The organism is Streptomyces sp. NPDC001493, assembly GCF_053597235.1.
Genome location: NZ_JBSFHV010000002.1, coordinates 533,238 through 547,844, shown reverse-complemented (window position 1 = coordinate 547,844; position 14,607 = coordinate 533,238). Strand labels below are relative to the sequence as shown.

Annotated in this window: 23 protein-coding genes; 21 read left to right on the top strand and 2 right to left on the bottom strand. The window is 71.1% G+C overall.

Annotated elements, in window-relative coordinates:
• Nucleotides 1–6: 6 nt before the first annotated feature.
• Nucleotides 7–576: an HD domain-containing protein gene (locus ACWCWD_RS04985; RefSeq protein ID WP_450770386.1), complete on the top strand. Its 570-nt coding sequence runs from the start codon at nt 7–9 to the stop codon at nt 574–576.
• Here ACWCWD_RS04985 and ACWCWD_RS04980 read toward each other — a convergent pair.
• Together ACWCWD_RS04980 and ACWCWD_RS04975 are read right to left on the bottom strand one after the other, a co-directional pair.
• Nucleotides 564–1,037 carry an NUDIX hydrolase gene (locus ACWCWD_RS04980; protein ID WP_450770296.1) on the bottom strand — a complete coding sequence of 158 codons (474 nt, stop codon included), beginning with the start codon at nt 1,035–1,037 and terminating at the stop codon, nt 564–566. The two genes, ACWCWD_RS04985 and ACWCWD_RS04980, sit on opposite strands and share 13 nt — an antisense overlap.
• Complete coding sequence (locus tag ACWCWD_RS04975; RefSeq protein ID WP_450770294.1) at nt 1,034–1,804, bottom strand: helix-turn-helix domain-containing protein; 771 nt, start codon at nt 1,802–1,804, stop codon at nt 1,034–1,036. Before ACWCWD_RS04975 ends, ACWCWD_RS04980 begins: the two co-directional genes overlap by 4 nt.
• Nucleotides 1,805–2,430: 626 nt before the next feature.
• On the opposite strand from ACWCWD_RS04975, the gene ACWCWD_RS04970 reads away from it, so the two are divergent.
• The 20 genes from ACWCWD_RS04970 (at nt 2,431) to ACWCWD_RS04875 (ending at nt 14,585) form a co-directional block, all read left to right on the top strand.
• Nucleotides 2,431–2,826 carry a DUF3307 domain-containing protein gene (locus ACWCWD_RS04970; RefSeq protein WP_450770385.1) on the top strand — a complete coding sequence of 132 codons (396 nt, stop codon included), beginning with the start codon at nt 2,431–2,433 and terminating at the stop codon, nt 2,824–2,826.
• Between the two features lie 87 nt (nt 2,827–2,913).
• A complete protein-coding gene (locus tag ACWCWD_RS04965; RefSeq protein ID WP_450770292.1) occupies nt 2,914–3,096 on the top strand; it encodes a hypothetical protein in 183 nt (60 codons plus the stop codon).
• Nucleotides 3,093–3,473, top strand: coding sequence for a RapZ C-terminal domain-containing protein (locus ACWCWD_RS04960; RefSeq protein ID WP_450770291.1), 381 nt, complete (start codon nt 3,093–3,095; stop codon nt 3,471–3,473). Before ACWCWD_RS04965 ends, ACWCWD_RS04960 begins: the two co-directional genes overlap by 4 nt.
• Nucleotides 3,474–3,636: 163 nt before the next feature.
• On the top strand, nt 3,637–3,906 hold the full coding sequence (locus ACWCWD_RS04955) for a DUF6284 family protein (RefSeq protein WP_450770290.1): 270 nt from the start codon (nt 3,637–3,639) through the stop codon (nt 3,904–3,906).
• Nucleotides 3,903–4,175, top strand: a complete 273-nt coding sequence (locus ACWCWD_RS04950) for a hypothetical protein (protein ID WP_450770289.1) — start codon at nt 3,903–3,905, stop codon at nt 4,173–4,175. The genes ACWCWD_RS04955 and ACWCWD_RS04950 overlap by 4 nt, the downstream gene beginning before the upstream one ends.
• Complete coding sequence (locus ACWCWD_RS04945; RefSeq protein ID WP_450770287.1) at nt 4,172–4,483, top strand: DUF6303 family protein; 312 nt, start codon at nt 4,172–4,174, stop codon at nt 4,481–4,483. The genes ACWCWD_RS04950 and ACWCWD_RS04945 overlap by 4 nt, the downstream gene beginning before the upstream one ends.
• Nucleotides 4,480–5,628: a DUF2637 domain-containing protein gene (locus ACWCWD_RS04940; RefSeq protein WP_450770285.1), complete on the top strand. Its 1,149-nt coding sequence runs from the start codon at nt 4,480–4,482 to the stop codon at nt 5,626–5,628. Before ACWCWD_RS04945 ends, ACWCWD_RS04940 begins: the two co-directional genes overlap by 4 nt.
• Entirely contained in the window at nt 5,625–5,966 is a 342-nt protein-coding gene (locus tag ACWCWD_RS04935; RefSeq protein ID WP_450770283.1) for an RRQRL motif-containing zinc-binding protein, read from the top strand. The genes ACWCWD_RS04940 and ACWCWD_RS04935 overlap by 4 nt, the downstream gene beginning before the upstream one ends.
• On the top strand, nt 5,963–6,373 hold the full coding sequence (locus ACWCWD_RS04930; protein WP_450770281.1) for a hypothetical protein: 411 nt from the start codon (nt 5,963–5,965) through the stop codon (nt 6,371–6,373). Before ACWCWD_RS04935 ends, ACWCWD_RS04930 begins: the two co-directional genes overlap by 4 nt.
• 97 nt (nt 6,374–6,470) lie before the next feature.
• Entirely contained in the window at nt 6,471–6,842 is a 372-nt protein-coding gene (locus tag ACWCWD_RS04925; protein WP_450770279.1) for a DUF6251 family protein, read from the top strand.
• 16 nt (nt 6,843–6,858) lie between these two features.
• Nucleotides 6,859–7,047: a hypothetical protein gene (locus ACWCWD_RS04920; protein WP_450770277.1), complete on the top strand. Its 189-nt coding sequence runs from the start codon at nt 6,859–6,861 to the stop codon at nt 7,045–7,047.
• A 73-nt stretch (nt 7,048–7,120) separates the two neighbouring features.
• Nucleotides 7,121–7,456: a hypothetical protein gene (locus tag ACWCWD_RS04915; protein WP_450770276.1), complete on the top strand. Its 336-nt coding sequence runs from the start codon at nt 7,121–7,123 to the stop codon at nt 7,454–7,456.
• Between the two features lie 11 nt (nt 7,457–7,467).
• On the top strand, nt 7,468–7,689 hold the full coding sequence (locus ACWCWD_RS04910; protein WP_450770274.1) for a hypothetical protein: 222 nt from the start codon (nt 7,468–7,470) through the stop codon (nt 7,687–7,689).
• A 112-nt stretch (nt 7,690–7,801) separates the two neighbouring features.
• Nucleotides 7,802–9,958, top strand: a complete 2,157-nt coding sequence (locus tag ACWCWD_RS04905) for an FtsK/SpoIIIE domain-containing protein (protein WP_450770272.1) — start codon at nt 7,802–7,804, stop codon at nt 9,956–9,958.
• A gap of 215 nt (nt 9,959–10,173) precedes the next feature.
• Nucleotides 10,174–10,437, top strand: a complete 264-nt coding sequence (locus tag ACWCWD_RS04900) for a hypothetical protein (protein WP_450770271.1) — start codon at nt 10,174–10,176, stop codon at nt 10,435–10,437.
• Nucleotides 10,438–10,446: 9 nt separating this feature from the next.
• A complete protein-coding gene (locus ACWCWD_RS04895; RefSeq protein ID WP_450770269.1) occupies nt 10,447–10,833 on the top strand; it encodes a hypothetical protein in 387 nt (128 codons plus the stop codon).
• Nucleotides 10,834–10,918: 85 nt separating this feature from the next.
• A complete protein-coding gene (locus tag ACWCWD_RS04890; protein WP_450770267.1) occupies nt 10,919–11,647 on the top strand; it encodes a DNA methylase in 729 nt (242 codons plus the stop codon).
• Nucleotides 11,644–12,480 carry a bifunctional DNA primase/polymerase gene (locus tag ACWCWD_RS04885; RefSeq protein ID WP_450770265.1) on the top strand — a complete coding sequence of 279 codons (837 nt, stop codon included), beginning with the start codon at nt 11,644–11,646 and terminating at the stop codon, nt 12,478–12,480. Before ACWCWD_RS04890 ends, ACWCWD_RS04885 begins: the two co-directional genes overlap by 4 nt.
• Before the next feature lie 2 nt (nt 12,481–12,482).
• Nucleotides 12,483–13,958 (top strand): ATP-binding protein, encoded by a 1,476-nt coding sequence (locus tag ACWCWD_RS04880; RefSeq protein ID WP_450770263.1) that lies wholly within the window; start codon nt 12,483–12,485, stop codon nt 13,956–13,958.
• A 441-nt stretch (nt 13,959–14,399) separates the two neighbouring features.
• A complete protein-coding gene (locus ACWCWD_RS04875) occupies nt 14,400–14,585 on the top strand; it encodes a helix-turn-helix transcriptional regulator (protein WP_450770261.1) in 186 nt (61 codons plus the stop codon).
• Nucleotides 14,586–14,607 lie beyond the last annotated feature (22 nt).

The following is a 14,607-nucleotide window of genomic DNA, read 5'->3' as shown; positions in this document are numbered from 1 at the left end:
GCATCCATGGGGCTGACCGACTGGGCGCACTCGCTCTCCGAATCGATGTTGTCCGAACCACTTCCGCGCCGCTGGGCCCACTCCCTCGGGGTCGCCAAGCGAGCCCGAACCCTGAGCCCGATTCTCGGCTGCGATGCCGAACTTCTAGAGGCCGCCGCCGTCCTGCACGACGTCGGTTACTCCCCTTCCATCGCCACCACCGGCTTCCACCCGCTCGACGGCGCCCGGTTCCTCCGTGACCAGGAGGGCACCGACGAGCGGGTCGTGCGGCTCGTGGCCCATCACTCTTGCGCGCTCCTGGAAGCCGAGGAGCGGGGGCTTCGGCATGAGCTGGAGACCGAGTTCGAGCTGGAGCGGCCGGAGCTCGTGGACGCGCTCATCGTCTCGGACATGACGACCACCCCGGACGGCAAGCACACCACGCCGGCGGCCCGGCTGGAGGAAATCGTGCAGCGGTACGGGCCGGACACGATCGTGGGCCGTTTCATCCAGCGGGCGGCACCGGAGATCTACGCCGCGAACGAGCGCGTAGAGCTCCGGATGGCTGCCGCCGCCGCAGACGCTCAGCCGAGATAGGGCTCCCGCCGGCGCTCGTCCAAGCCGTGCGCGATACGGAGCCGCATGGACGGGTGGATGTCCAGGTCGTCGAGGTCCGCCGGGTTCACCCAGCGGACCTCCTTCGATTCGCTGCTGGTCCGCAGAGCACCCCCAACAGGGTGCGCCCGGAAGCAGATGGAGAACTGCTGCCGTACCTCGCCGTCGTCGTAGGCGAGGACGTGCTCCGGGTCGGTGTAGAGCCCGACGATGTTGTCGACCTCGACGCGAATCCCGGTCTCCTCCTCCACCTCGCGTACGGCCGTATCGCCGATCCGCTCGCCGATGTCGTGTCCGCCGCCGGGAAGTGCCCACAGGTCGTTGTCCGTCTTGTGGATCAGTAGAAGGTACCCATGGGCGTTGCGAACCACGACCGTCACGGAAGGAACCACCGAGTTAGCCTTGGGCGCCTTGGGGTCGCGGAAGTAATCGATCCGGCTCATGCGTCCGATCCTCGCAGGTCGGTGGGTGAAGAGATGGGGCGGGCGCTCTCCCAGACGCGTTCGACGCTCTCCGCGTACGCGTCAAACAGCTCCCCTCCGGGGACGCGCTGGAGGTGCAGGACTGGCGCCATGTAGGCGCCTACGCCGTACAGGTGCCCGTTCGCCAGCATCACGTCATCGGCACGATAGATCGAGTTGTAGAGCGTGGTGGAGTGCAACCGAAACTCCACCCCCGGAAGCCTGAACAGCGGCGCGTAGTTCACCAGCGCATTGCGAATCTTGCTCGCCATCGCACCGCCGATGCCCTCGTCCTTGCCGCGCACGGCGACTGTGGCCGAGTCAGGGTCGCCGAGCATGAACCGGATGCGTAGGCCATCGGCCGACTTCTCCTTCACCACCTGGTGGAACGCAGCGTCCTCGGTGAGCCAGAAGCCCGAGTAGACCAGCACGTCGAAGTGCCGCGTCGCGCCAGCGTAGAGCTGAGGCCACAGCCGATTCGGCACGACAGAGCGGTGCGGGTAGAGCTGGACCAACTCGGCGCTGCCTGCCTCAGTCACCTCCGCCGACGTCCTCTCCTCCGGCCAGAGGTAGGACACCTCCCGCCCGAGAAGGGATGCAGTCGCGTACTTGTACCGGCGGTATGGCTGCCGCTTGGGCTCGTTGACCCAGCGCTCCACGGTCTTCGCCGACACACCCAGTCGCTCGGCGATCTGATCCAGCGTCATGCCGCTCTCGACGATCGCGCCACGCAAGCGCTCATTGGCCATGCCGTGCACTCCCTCTGAGGGACGACTTGGGACGACTTCACCGTAGCGGAAGCGTCCTGAAGTTGTGTCAGCGTGAAGTTCATCGTCGTGCCTGATCAGGCCACGCTTTAAGTGCCTCAGCGGGGTGGACCCGCGAAGTCGAAGAAATCGAAGGACTTGACTCCGCGACCCATCCACCCCATCCTAAGGAACAGGTACTACATGTACCTCACGCCCGGAGGGCTCCGCATCAGGCGGGTCGGCTCGATGGCAGCGACAGGTGCTTGAGAACTGAACAGCGTGATCCACCGCAGTACGACGGCCGTGACCGTTCCGGCCGAGGCGAGTGGAGACCAGTCGGCCGAGAAAGGGCCCCCTTCACACCGGGGCCCGACACCTCAACGAGGGACACGCCACCGACTCGAAAGAACCGCACGGCACCCGACGCTGCCACCTCAGACTTCCGGGATTTCGGATCTCCCCGGAACGAGCGGCCCCGTGCGAATCGGAGACCCGAACCCGTACTGCCCGACCTTCCGCAGCTCTGCTGCGGCCGGTTGCCTCCTCTGCCCGTCCGGCCTGTGGGTCGTACGGGCGGGGCTGAGGGGAGCCGGACACGCCGCCCCATGACCTCGAAGGACGTCCACATGTTCGCTTCGCTGTTCGTGCTGCTGTACGTCGGTCACCTGCTGGCCGACTACCCCCTCCAGACCGACCACCAGGCCGCGCACAAGGCGGACTGCGGCGCCCACGGTTGGGCCGCGAACCTGCGGCACGCCGCCACGCACGTCATCACCTGCGGTGCCGGTCTGCTGGCCGGCGCGCTGCTGCTGGACCTGCCCGTCACCCTGGCTGGCGCGCTCGCCGCGCTGGTGTGGATCGGCGGGACCCACAGCTTCATCGACCGCCGGTGGCCGGTCGCCTGGTGGATGACCCACACCCGGCAGGCCGGATGGGCCCAGCACGGTGGGGCCGCCCACGTCGACCAGACCGCGCACCTGGTGGTGCTCGCCCTGGCCGCGCTCGCGCTCGCCGCCATCTGATCCGAGCCGTTCTGTCGCCACCAGCTCTCGCGGCTGGTGGCGGCGGTGCGGCCCGGATTCCCCGGACCCGTACTGAAGGAGAGCCCAATGGGCTGGATCAACAGGGCCAGTGACGCCGACCTCAAGCAGAGCATGAAGCTGGCGACCGAGGCGGCGCGCGAGGCCCGGAACTCGGGCAACAAGGAGAGGGAGGCCGGGTTCCACGAGGACCTGAACAGCATGGTGGACGAGGCGCAGAGCCGTGGCTGGTCGAAGAGGTCGGGCCGATGAGTGGCGTCGAGATCGTCAGCTTCGGCTACCTGCACGGTGCACCCCCGGCCGCGCACCTCACCCTCGACCTGCGCACCCACTTCCGAGACCCGCACGTGGCCCCGGAACTGCGGTACATGACCGCCGACGATGAGCCCGTGAGGGCGGCGGTACTCGGTACGCCGGGGATCGCCGCCCTGATCGACGCCGTGGCCGACGCGGCCGGCGCGTTCGCGGCCGGTCCCGGCGGCGGGCCCGTCGTCGTCGCTGCCGGGTGCGCCGGTGGGCGTCACCGGGCCGCCACGGTCGCGCGGGCCCTCGCCGAGCGGCTCGCCGCACGGGGCCACACCGCCACCATCCAGCACCGCGATCTGCACCGGGCGGTCGTCGACCGCTGAACAGCACCACCGGCCCCGGCATCCACGCCGTGAGGGCGCCGCATCGACTGCGGCCCGGGGCACTGCCACCCACACGAGGTGGCCCCACAAGAAGCGAACGGCCCCTGGGATGCACCCCGGGGGCCGTTCTGGTGGGCCGTTCCGCTGAAAGGAACACGGACCCGTGAAGACCATCGCCGCACTTCAGGCGACCGTTACGGCGGCGTCGCTCGACTTCGAGCCGACCGCCGCCGAGCTGGACGCGATCGACACCGAGATGCCCCTCATCCTCGCCGAGGTCGACTTGCTCGACGCGGAGATCATGACCATCGACCGCACGCCGACCGAGCTGGACGACCGGCGGATCCGCCGGGCCCGCCGGCGCGTGCTCGCCGAACGCCGCACCCTCACCAACCGCCTCGGCACGACCGACGCGACGGGCGGCGCGGCATGAGCCTCAGCCCCGACACCCGCGAGTTCCTCGCGGCGGTGAAGGAGGCCATCGACCTCCCTGCCCCGGCGACCTTCGGCGACCTCACGGAGTACCTGCGACTGCTGAGTGACCGCGCCCTGGACGCCGTCATCGCCCTGACCGGCGCCCTGGGTGAGCCGGAGACGGCCGACTGGGGCCTGGGGTGGCACACCGACTACCTGCGCCGTCAGCTCGCGGGGAAGTCGCCCATCACCTACCGCCACTACGACCCGGACGGGGGTGCGTCATGACGCAGCGCTTTGAGGCGTGGATGGCGGTGGGCCTGCACGGCTGGGCCGTGTCCGTCATCATGCGTGGCCGTCTGGAGGGGGTCGGCCCGAGCCACCCCGTCACCCCGCCCGACCCCTGGGGCGTCCCGACCGAGACCGTGCGGGCCGAGGCGCTGACCGTCCTCGGCTACGCGGCCGAGGACGACGCGCAGTGGTCGACGCGGATGCTCGGCCCGCACAAGGTCTGGTCGATCCCGATCCGGCCGCTCGGGAGCTCCCGCACCGAGGTTCCCGCCGGGCAGCTTGTTTTCGGGGAGGCGGAGCGATGAGCGTGCTCACCACCCTGACGCCCCGCCAGATCGCCTCGGCCGAGCGGACGCTGTCCGTCGGCACGTGGGGCATCACCGCCGGGGCCGTCGCCTACTCGGTCCTCACCGTCACCCCGCTCGTGCAGCGGGTCACGACAGACCACTGGGACTGGACGGCGCCCCTGCTGCCCCTCGTCGTGGACGCGGCGGTCATCACGTCCGTGAAACTCGACGCGACTGTGGCCCGGCTCGGCGAGCGGGCCGGCGGGTGGGCGACGTTGCTCCGGTGGATGTCCGGGGCGATGACGCTCGGCCTGAACGTCGGCGACAGCGCGCTGAAGGGGGACCCGACCGGGGTCGCTGTTCACGCGGTGATCCCGCTCATCCTGATCGTCATCGCGGATGCCGGACTGGCCTGGCGACGGGCGATCGGGCGGGCCGTCGAGCGCATCGAGCGTTCACGGGTCGCCGAGCAGGCCGCCCGTGAACAGAAGGCCGAGACCCGTGAACAGCGGGCCGAAGCCCGTGAACAAGCTGCTCGGCAGGAGCGTGAACAAGCGGCCGAGCGTGAACGCGCGGAGCGTCGGGACCGAGAGGAGCGGACCGAACGCCTGGAGCGCGAGCGGCTCGACCACGAAGCCCGCCAGGCCCGGGAGGCCCGCGAGCACACGGCCGCCATGGCCCGTGAGCAGGCCGAACGGGAGGCCGCCGACCGGCGGGCTGAGCGGGAGGCGCGGGAAGCCCGGGAGCGGCGCGAGGACGAGCGGCGTGAACAGGAAGCCCGCCAGACCCGGGAAGCCGAGCAGCGTCGCCGCGCCGAGCAGGCGGAGCGCGACCGGATCGCGGGCCTGGCGGCAGCGGCCCGTGAACAGCAGGCGCGGCCCGTGAACACCACACGCCCCGTCGTGAACACTCGTTCGAATGCCGTGAACACGGGCGAGACCGCCGTGAACAACGACCGCCCGGCTGTGAACACGGAGGAGCCTCCGGCCCCCTCGGCGCCCCACGGCCGACTGTCCGAGGAGGCCGCTCGTGAACACATCGCGGCGGCTGTGAACACCGACCCGGGCATCACCGTGCGGACGCTCGCGACTCAGACCGGCTGGTCCGTCGGGTGGGTCTCCGCCCGACGGCAGGAACTCCAGACCGCCGGCGGTGAGCGGTGACCACGCCGTTTCCGTCGTACTGGTGGCGCCTCGCCCCCGAAGGCCTGGCCACCCGCCGTCAGCTCCGCGCCCTCGGCCTCCGCCCCGGCGGTCAGGACCCGGTCGCCGAGCTCCAGCGTCCGCGCCGACGGCGGGGGCCGCTGATCGCCTACCTCTACCGCATCGACCTCGCCCGCCCCGTCCGGCCGATGACCCCCGGGCGGCGGGCCGCACTCGCCAAGGCCATGGCCGCCCGCCGCACCTGCCCCTCCTGCCGGACCGACCGGGGCTACTGCATCCCCCGCTCGCTCGGCATGTGCGTGCCCTGCGCCGACACCCCGACCGGAGGTTCCTTATGAACCGCCTGCCCCGCCCCCTCGCCGTCCTGATCTGCCTCGGCCGCGACCTGGTCGTCCACCCCCGTGAACTGCTGCTGAACCGCTACCACCACCAGTGGCTGGCCGCCGGGTTCATCGCCACCATCGCCGCGCTGGTCGCCACCAGCTTCCCCGGCTTCCCGCCGGTGGCCCTGGTCCCCGCACTGCTGCTTGCCGGTCCGAGCTGGGCCCTCGACCTCGCCGGGACCGTCGCCCACGGCCTGTGGGTGTCCGGGCGGATCTGGCAGGACATCGAGTGCCAGTGCTGCGGCGACGACCCCGACGACGGCCACGACGACGACCCCGAGCCTGACGTGCCGGTCGACGGCCCCAGCTTCGCCCGCGAGGTCGAAGCCTGGCTCAGGACTCAGACCCCGACCCGCCGCTGACCACCGCCACCAGCCCCGGCAGCCACGCCGTGAGGGCGCCCGATCGACTCGGGCCCGGGGCACGCCCCTGCACCACCCCGCCCATGGAAGGACCCGCATGGAACCGCAGCTCCCCGCCCCGCACGCGGTGACCGTCGTCCAGCTCGCGGACGGCACCTACACCTACGCCAACACCGCCCACCTGCCCGCCCCGCAGGTGGCGCCGCAGCAGATCGTGCAGCACATCCACCAGGCCGCCCCGGACCGCACCGTGCAGCGCATGGCGCTCGGGACCGGGGTCGGCGCCGGCGCCGTCAGCGCAAGCGTCTACTTCGGCCCGATGCTCATCGCCGCGATCACCTCGATGGCCATCTCCCTCGCCGTGGTCGCCCTGGTCGTCGTCGTCATCGGCTGGACCGCCGTCACCGTGGTCCGGTCGGTCGGCGGGACGGACGGCAAGGCCGCCGCCAAGACCCTCCGCCGCCGCTGACCTCGAAGGAGACCGGATGTTCCAGGCAGGTCAGAAAGTACTCATCGTCGCGTGCGAGGACGACAAGCGCGCGATCGGCCGGACCGGACGGATCGTGGACGAGGTGCCGCCCGGTCCGCTGACCGGCGGCCGGTGGACTGTCACCGGCATCGGGGTCTTCATCGGCCCGGTCCTCGCTCACCCCCACGAGCTGCGGCCCGTCTGACGGCTGCCTGTCCGCCCGGTCACGTACCGGGCGGGCGGGGAGCCGGACAGACCGGCCCCAGGAGGGGACCACCGTGGACCGCAACACCACCCCCGTCTACAGCTACACCGCCGCCGAGAAGCGCGCCCGCCGAACCCTTTTCATCAAGGGACTCCGGCAGGCCACCGCCGACAACGTCGACCCCCGCGTCGTGGCCCGCATGGAGGAGATCGACCGGTCCGCCGCCGAACGCGGCGCCCGCGAACTCCGTGCCTTGCACGACCTGTTGGCGACCGCCCGGCAGGACGCGGCCACCGCCAAGGCCAAGGAGAAGGCAGCGCCCCGCGCGGAGCGGGACGCCGCCCGGCAGGCCCGCAAGGACGCCGAACAGCGCGTCCGCCTCGCCGAACGCGCCATCGCCCACGCCTGAAGGACACGCCAATGATCTTCCGTTTCCTCAACGACGGCGGCTCCGAACTGGCCGCCGAGCCCGTCATCCTGCGGGCCACCTCCGACCATCCGGAGCCCGCCGTGGCCGTGCGGATCACCTCCGGCGGGAAGAGCCGGATGCTCTACGTCTCCCTCGACCGTGTCGAAGAGCTGCTGACCAGCATCAGGGACGCCGCACGACAGGCCGCAGCCGACTTCGACCGGGACAGCTGAACACCCCGCACGACCAGCCCCGGCATTCACGCCGCGAGGGCGCCCGATCAACTCCGGCCCGGGGCACGCCCCCGCACCACCCCGCCCATCTGCGAGCAGGAGAGACATCACCATGACGACCCCGACCACCCCGCTGGCCGGTCCCGAACCCATGGGGACCGTGCACCACCTGGACGATCACCGGACCGCCCCGGTCACCCTGACCAAGGAAGACACCACCCCGCCCGCCGTGGTGGTGGAGGCGGTCGACCGGACCGACAACCCCCTCGCGGACTGGCTGTGCGTCCCGCCCGCCCCGGTTCTGCCGGCGTGGGCCCGCTCCACCGCGTCCATCAGGGCCAACGCCGCAGCCCTGGCCCGGGTGACCTGGTGGCACGCCCGCTTCCACGCGGTCCGCGTCCCCAAGTACCTGGTCAAGACCGTGTGGTTGGCGGCCCGTGGCTTCTTCCGCGCTGCGGCCGGTCTGTGGCCGACCCTGTCGGCGCAGGACCACAGCGCCGCCGTGAAGGCCCTGCGCGCGCAGGTCAGGGCCCGTCCCGAGGACATCGACCTGGCCGCGCGTCTCCAGGCCGCCCACTACGCCCGTACCCAGACCCGCCGGTGGCGGTTCGGGGCCGCCGCCGTCGGTGTTGCCGCCGCCGCGATCGGCGTCATGCTCGCCGACCCGATGCTTCAGACCGGTATCGCCGGGGCGGTCGTGACCCCGCTCGCCTACCTCGGGCGGGGCAAGGAAACTCACCTGCTGGACCAGGGGGCCCCGCCGCTGCGGGTCGACATGTCCGCCCAGCAGCTCAACGACGCGCTGCGTGCGGCCGGTCTCCTGAAAAGCGGCCGGTCCGGGGACGACGAGAAGGACGCTCCTCGGGTGTCTTGCTCGATGGGCCCGGTCCGTGACGGCCGTGGCTGGGCGGTGATCTTCGACCTCCCCCGGGGCGGCGGGAAGACCGCCTCCGACGTCCTCGCGAAGCGGGAGGTCATCGCGCAGGAACTCGGCGTGGACGAGATCCAGGTCATCATGTCCCGCGTTCGCGCGGCGAAGGGCGGCAACGCAGGGCGCGTCAGCATGTGGGTCGCGGACGACGACCCCTACCTCGGCACCCCGAACCCGTCCCCGCTGGAGAAGGCCGAGCGGTTCAGCATCTGGGAGCCGGTCCCGTTCGGGCAGGACGCGCGCGGCGTGCGGGTCGAGATCCCCGTCATGTGGCAGTCGATGTTCTTCGGCGGCCTGCCCCGCCGGGGCAAGACGTTCTCCCAGCGGCTGCTGACCGCCGCCGGCCTGCTGGACGCCTACGTGCGGCACTACGTCGCGGACGGTAAGGGCGGCGCGGACTGGATGCCCATGAAGGCGGTCGCGCACCGCCTGGTCATGGGCGCCGAGGACGACGCGATCGAAGCCCTCAAGGCCATGCTCGCCGAACTCCTCGCCGAGATGGAACGCCGGTTCGCCCTGCTGCGGGACCTGCCGACCTCGGTGTGCCCGGAGGGCAAGCTGACGCCGGACATCGTCGCGAAGTACAACCTGCCGGTCATCTTCGTGACGATCGACGAACTCCAGGAGTACTTCACCGCGATGGAGCGCGAGGACCGCGAGCAGGTCATCAACGACCTCTGCCGCATCGCCCGCCGGGGCCCGGCGGCCGGGTTCATCAGCAACTTCGCCTCCCAGCGTCCCGACGCGGAATCCGTCCCGGCGAAGCTGCGGGAGATCATCACCATCCGCTACAGCACGCAGGTCGTGGACCGCACGTCCTCCGACATGGTCCTCGGCAAGGGCAAGGCCGCCCAGGGTGCGGACGCGTCCGTGCTGTCCGAGGACCACAAGGGCGTCGGCGTCCTGGTGACCGGCCCCGCCTCCTACGTCACCGTGCGGGCCGACTACCTCGACGGGCCCAGCTTCGCGACGCTCTGCCGCAAGGGCCGGGTCCTGCGCGAGGCCGCCGGACAGCTCACCGGTGAAGCCGCGGGCGATGTCACGGCGGCGGCCGACGCGGCCGGGATCACCGTGCCCGCGATCGTGTCCGACACCCTCGAAGTGATGCGCCACAGCCCGCGCATGTTCACCACCGACCTGCTCGCCGGACTCGTGAACCTGGACGAGGACGAGTACGGCGACTTCAACGCCGAGAACCTGGCCGCCGCCCTCGAAGCGGCCGGCGTCAAGCGCACCAGCAAGCAGGTCAAGATCAGCGGCTCCAACGGCGCCGGCTACCAGCGCCGCGACATCGAGTCCGCCGTCCCCGCCGAGATCCTCCTCAGCACCGGCAGGTAGAGGGGTCCCCCACTACCCGGCCCCGCCCGGCACCCCCGAAAACCACCGCCCGACACCCCGCCAGCAGGGCCCCGAAGTAGAGGGGCCCCTTTACCCCGGTAGAGGGGCAGGTAAGGGCCCCTGACCTGCGAGGTAAGGGCGGTAAAGGGGGGCCGTGCGCGCCCGTCCGCACCCCTCCACAGCACCGAATCACCACCCCACCGAAGGACACCCCTGTGCTCCGTCTCCGTATCCAGCTCGGCTGTGACCGCCGCGTCCTGGTCCTGACCGACACTCCCCGCCCGAACTGCCCGGACTGCCAGGGCGCGGGCGGCCACCACTACGACTACGGCGATGACTCCGGCGAGTACGCCGGCACCGAGTGGGACCCCTGCCCCTGCTGGGACCAGTCCCGCTGCTGGACCGTGCTCCGCCTGCCCCGCGTCCCCCGCCGCCGGGCCGCCGACCGCGACCCGTGGTCCACCGAACCGCCGTTCTGAGGAGAACCCGTGACTCGCATCGACCCCGACCGGTACGCGGCCAAGGCCGCCGACGTGCTCCACGCCTTCACCCGGCGCACGATGCCGAAGCAGGACGGCCCCGGCATCGCCTACCCCGGCCCCATCCGCCGCTCCATCGGCAGCCTGACGGCGCTCACCCACTCGCTCCAGCAGGCCATCGACCACCTCGGCATCGCCCTCGGCGACCTCAACGACGCCGGCCTGCTGACCGCCGACCACGGCACCCCCGCCGAGCACACCGCCGCCGCCATCGCCGCGCTGGAAGCCGCCGAGCGGGCCGCCCACCTGATGGCCGAGGCGCTGGGCCGCGCCCATGTCGCCACCGAGCCGCTCGGGTACGACGGCCCCGCCACGAAGACCGACGACGACCTGTAGCTACGCCGAGGGCGGCCCCCACTCCGCCAAGAACCGGGGCCGCCCTCGTCCAGCCGTCCTCATCAGAGAACTGGAGACACCCAGCATGACTCAACCTGTCCTCATCCGGCGAGTACCCGGCCACCGGCCGCGCCTCCTGGACCTCTTCTGCTGCGCCGGCGGCGCGGCCACCGGTTACCAGCGGGCCGGGTTCGAAGTGACCGGCGTCGACATCGCCGACCGCCCGAACTACCCGTTCGGCTTCACCCAGGCCGACGCGCTCGAACACCTCGCCCACCTGATCGCGTCCGGCGACATCGAGCAGTACGCGGCCGTGCACGCGTCCCCGCCCTGCCAGGCCGGGTGCGCCCTCACCGTGGGCACCAACCGGGCGCGCGGGTGGGGCCGTGAGCACGTCCAGCTCATCCCCGAACTCCGGACCCTGCTCGACGCGACGGGCCTGCCGTACGTCATCGAGCAGCCGAACGGGAAGGCGCCCGTCCGGGCCGATCTCCGCTTGTGCGGGGAGATGTTCGGGCTCGGCGTGCTTCGTCACCGGGTGTTCGAGTTGGGCGGCGGCTGGACCGTCCCGCAGCCCAAGCACCGGCCGCACCGGGGCTACGTGCGCGGCTACCGCCACGGCGTCTACCGCGACGGCCCGTACGTCGCCGCCTACGGCGCCGGCGGTGGCAAGGCCACCATCCCCGAGATGCAGACTGCCATGGGCATCACCTGGACCGATGTCCGCGAAGAGCTGACCGAGGCAATCCCGCCCGCGTACACCGAGTTGATCGGTCGGGCCCGCCTCGCCGCCGAACGGGCGGTGGCGGCATGAGAGACCTCTTGAGCACCGCGCTGGACCTCGCCGCCCGTGGGGTGCCGGTCCTGCCTCTGCGGGCCGGGAAGCTCCCGTTCGGCAACTGCCAGGCGTGCAAGGGCAGCGCGTGCGGCGACCGGCCGAACATGCTGGCCGCCGGGCCGTGCGTCTGCCCCCGCCCCTGCCACGGGTGGGCCGCCGCCACCGTCAACGAGGCCGTGATCAAATCACCCTCGTGGGCGACTGCGTGGCGGCAGGCGGCGGCGGTAGCGTACTGCCCCGGCGGAGCCGGGGTGACCGTCGTGGACCTCGACAACGCCGAGGCTGTCGACTGGGCCCGCGAGCACTTGCCCGCGACCAGGACCGTGGACTCCACCCGGGGGCAGCACTGGATCTACCAGGGCACCATGCAGTCCTCGAACGGTGTCCGGGACGGGATCGACATCAAGTCCGCGATGTCGTACGCCCGGTGGCTCGGCCCCGGGACCGGCACCATGACCGCCCTCCCTGACGTGGTGCGCGCGCTGATCACGGACAAGCCCCGTCCCATGTCGGCCGTCCGCACCGCCGCAGTGCCCGCGCCGGCCGGTGGCGGGCAGTGCCCCCACCGGACGCCGGTCTACCTGGCCCGGGGCATCGCCATGGCCGAACAGCGGATCACCGGGGCCACCAGCGCCATCCACGCGACCGTGTACCGCACGTTCCTCGCTGTGCTGTCCGCCCACGGCCGGTGCGGCTGCCTCACCGATTCCCACATCGGGCAGTTGTTCGCCGCTGCCCAGACCAAGGGCGAGTCCGTCCGGCACTGCACCGACGCATGGGCCAACGCCCTCACACGGTTGGGACTCTGACCATGTCCGACGACGAGAAGAACTCCGGCCGCGAGGTCATCACCGAGTACGCGCAGTCGCATTTCCGGTACTTCCGCACCGCCGACGGCACCGTCTACGCCCAGAAGAACGGGCACCCCGTCGCCCGCCCGATCCGCTCCCAGGGCACCACTGGCAGCCACCGGCAGGAACTCATGGTCGGACTGTTCCGCGACGGCAAGGGCGTGTTCAACGGCTCCGCGCTCAAGGAAGCCCTCGACCTGATCGAGGCGCTGGCGCTGACCGAGAACGTCCAGCCGGTGCACATCCGCGTCGCTCCCGGGTTCGACGGGGCGACGTGGCTGGACCTCGGCCGCGACGACGGCCAGTCCGTCCGCATCCACCCCACCGGCTGGGACATCCTCGTGCCCGACCCGCGTGAGGTGTGCTGGCGCCGTACCCAGCTCACCGGTGAACTCCCGCTGCCGGCCAAGGACACGGCCGAGAAAGGCATCGATCTGCTGCTGCGCCTGACGAACTTCGCCGGCGCGGACACCGAGTGCCTGGCCCTCGCCTGGCTGGTCGGCTGCCTCGGCCCCAACGTTCCCGTCCCCGCACCGTTCCTCACCGGGCCGCAGGGCGCGGGGAAGTCCACCGGGGGCCGGATGCTCGTGCGCATCGTGGAGGGCATGAGCGGCGACCTGCGCAGGGCCCCGAAGGACGAGGAGAACCTGATCGCGGCCGTGGCCGCAGGGTGGGTCACCGCGCTGGACAACCTGTCCCACATGACGCCGGACCTGTCCGATGCCATGTGCTGCATCGTCACCGGAGCCGAGTCCGTCAAGCGCGCCCTGTTCACGGACGGGGACGTGCACCGGGCCCGCTACCGCCGCCCGCTCCTGCTGACCGGCATCGACGTGGGCGTCATCCGCCCCGACCTCGCCGAACGCCTCCTGCCCCTGCGCCTGGAGCGGCCGACCGTCCGGCGGACCGAGGCCGAGCTGTGGACCGAGTTCGAAGAGGCGCTCCCGGTGATCCTCGGCTCCCTCCTCGACCTCACCGTCAAAGTCCGCTCGGCCGAGGCGGAAACCCCGACTGATCTGCGCATGGCGGATTTTGCGCACCTGTGCGCCCAGCTCGACGTGGCCACCAGCCTCGGCGCGCTCGCCGCGTACCGGGCCAGCCTGGACGACCTGAACGACGACGTGATCGAAGGCGACTTGCTCGCGCAGACCGTCCTCCAGCACGCCGCGACCCTCGAACCGGGCGCCGGGAAGCAGATGACGTCCACCGAGTGGCTGCACGCCCTGGGTCGCCTCTACAGCGGTGACGAGCTGCGGCCCCTTCCTAAAGGATGGCCGACCACCGGAAAAGTCCTCAGCGACCGCCTCAAGCGCCTCCAGCCCGTACTGGCCGCTCGCGGTGTCCTCGTCGACAGCGGACGCACCAAGGCGGGCCGGTACCTCGAAATGACCCGCCAGGCCGCCTTGCCCACTCATGAGCAAGCGGCGGCGTTCTGACCTCTGGTCGGGAGACAAGCAAGAAGAGCACCCCGCGCGCGCCGGCGGGTGCTCTTCTTGCTGTTCTGCGGCGAAGCCGCCTTAATGGTCGCGCCGCAGGCTCCTTCTTCGCTCCCTGAGTCGCACTGAACTACCTACAGACGCTCCTTCATTTTCCTAAGTAGGGAAGCTCTGCGTCACCTGCGTCACCAGACGGCAGAAAACGGCACCTGACCTGCCACGACGAGGGTGACGCAGACGGCATTTCCTGCGTCACCCCTGCGTCACCTGCGTCACCCGATGACGAAGCCTGCGTCACCCGGTGACGCACACCAGACGTCTGCGTCACCCCAAAGCCGCAGGTCAGACGCCTAGGTGACGCAGATGACGCGGGTGACGCAGAAATCCCCACCTCGGACAGACACGGCCCGAAGTTCTTCACCCATCCCAAGGAGTTGCACCGTGGCGCGCCCTCAGATGCTCAAGCTCCCCGAAGTCCTCGCCGAACTGAACATGTCCCGCGCTGCCTTCTACCGCATGCGCGCCCGGGGCCTCGCTCCCAGGCTCATCAAGCTCCCCAACCATCAGGTCCGCGTGCGCCGCGCCGACCTTGACGCCTGGCTCAGCAAGTGCGAGGAAGCCGCCTGACTCCGCCGCACCAACTAGTTCC

Bases quoted from the DNA above. Each gene is read 5' to 3' on its own strand.
- ACWCWD_RS04975 (WP_450770294.1), bottom strand. From the start codon at position 1,804: ATGGCCAATGAGCGCTTGCGTGGCGCGATCGTCGAGAGCGGCATGACG.
- ACWCWD_RS04965 (WP_450770292.1), top strand. From the start codon at position 2,914: ATGGGCTGGATCAACAGGGCCAGTGACGCCGACCTCAAGCAGAGCATG.
- ACWCWD_RS04905 (WP_450770272.1), top strand. From the start codon at position 7,802: ATGACGACCCCGACCACCCCGCTGGCCGGTCCCGAACCCATGGGGACC.
- ACWCWD_RS04950 (WP_450770289.1), top strand. From the start codon at position 3,903: ATGAGCCTCAGCCCCGACACCCGCGAGTTCCTCGCGGCGGTGAAGGAG.
- ACWCWD_RS04930 (WP_450770281.1), top strand. From the start codon at position 5,963: ATGAACCGCCTGCCCCGCCCCCTCGCCGTCCTGATCTGCCTCGGCCGC.
- ACWCWD_RS04970 (WP_450770385.1), top strand. From the start codon at position 2,431: ATGTTCGCTTCGCTGTTCGTGCTGCTGTACGTCGGTCACCTGCTGGCC.
- ACWCWD_RS04985 (WP_450770386.1), top strand. From the start codon at position 7: ATGGGGCTGACCGACTGGGCGCACTCGCTCTCCGAATCGATGTTGTCC.
- ACWCWD_RS04920 (WP_450770277.1), top strand. From the start codon at position 6,859: ATGTTCCAGGCAGGTCAGAAAGTACTCATCGTCGCGTGCGAGGACGAC.
- ACWCWD_RS04960 (WP_450770291.1), top strand. From the start codon at position 3,093: ATGAGTGGCGTCGAGATCGTCAGCTTCGGCTACCTGCACGGTGCACCC.
- ACWCWD_RS04910 (WP_450770274.1), top strand. From the start codon at position 7,468: ATGATCTTCCGTTTCCTCAACGACGGCGGCTCCGAACTGGCCGCCGAG.
- ACWCWD_RS04890 (WP_450770267.1), top strand. From the start codon at position 10,919: ATGACTCAACCTGTCCTCATCCGGCGAGTACCCGGCCACCGGCCGCGC.
- ACWCWD_RS04945 (WP_450770287.1), top strand. From the start codon at position 4,172: ATGACGCAGCGCTTTGAGGCGTGGATGGCGGTGGGCCTGCACGGCTGG.
- ACWCWD_RS04925 (WP_450770279.1), top strand. From the start codon at position 6,471: ATGGAACCGCAGCTCCCCGCCCCGCACGCGGTGACCGTCGTCCAGCTC.
- ACWCWD_RS04885 (WP_450770265.1), top strand. From the start codon at position 11,644: ATGAGAGACCTCTTGAGCACCGCGCTGGACCTCGCCGCCCGTGGGGTG.
- ACWCWD_RS04940 (WP_450770285.1), top strand. From the start codon at position 4,480: ATGAGCGTGCTCACCACCCTGACGCCCCGCCAGATCGCCTCGGCCGAG.
- ACWCWD_RS04880 (WP_450770263.1), top strand. From the start codon at position 12,483: ATGTCCGACGACGAGAAGAACTCCGGCCGCGAGGTCATCACCGAGTAC.
- ACWCWD_RS04980 (WP_450770296.1), bottom strand. From the start codon at position 1,037: ATGAGCCGGATCGATTACTTCCGCGACCCCAAGGCGCCCAAGGCTAAC.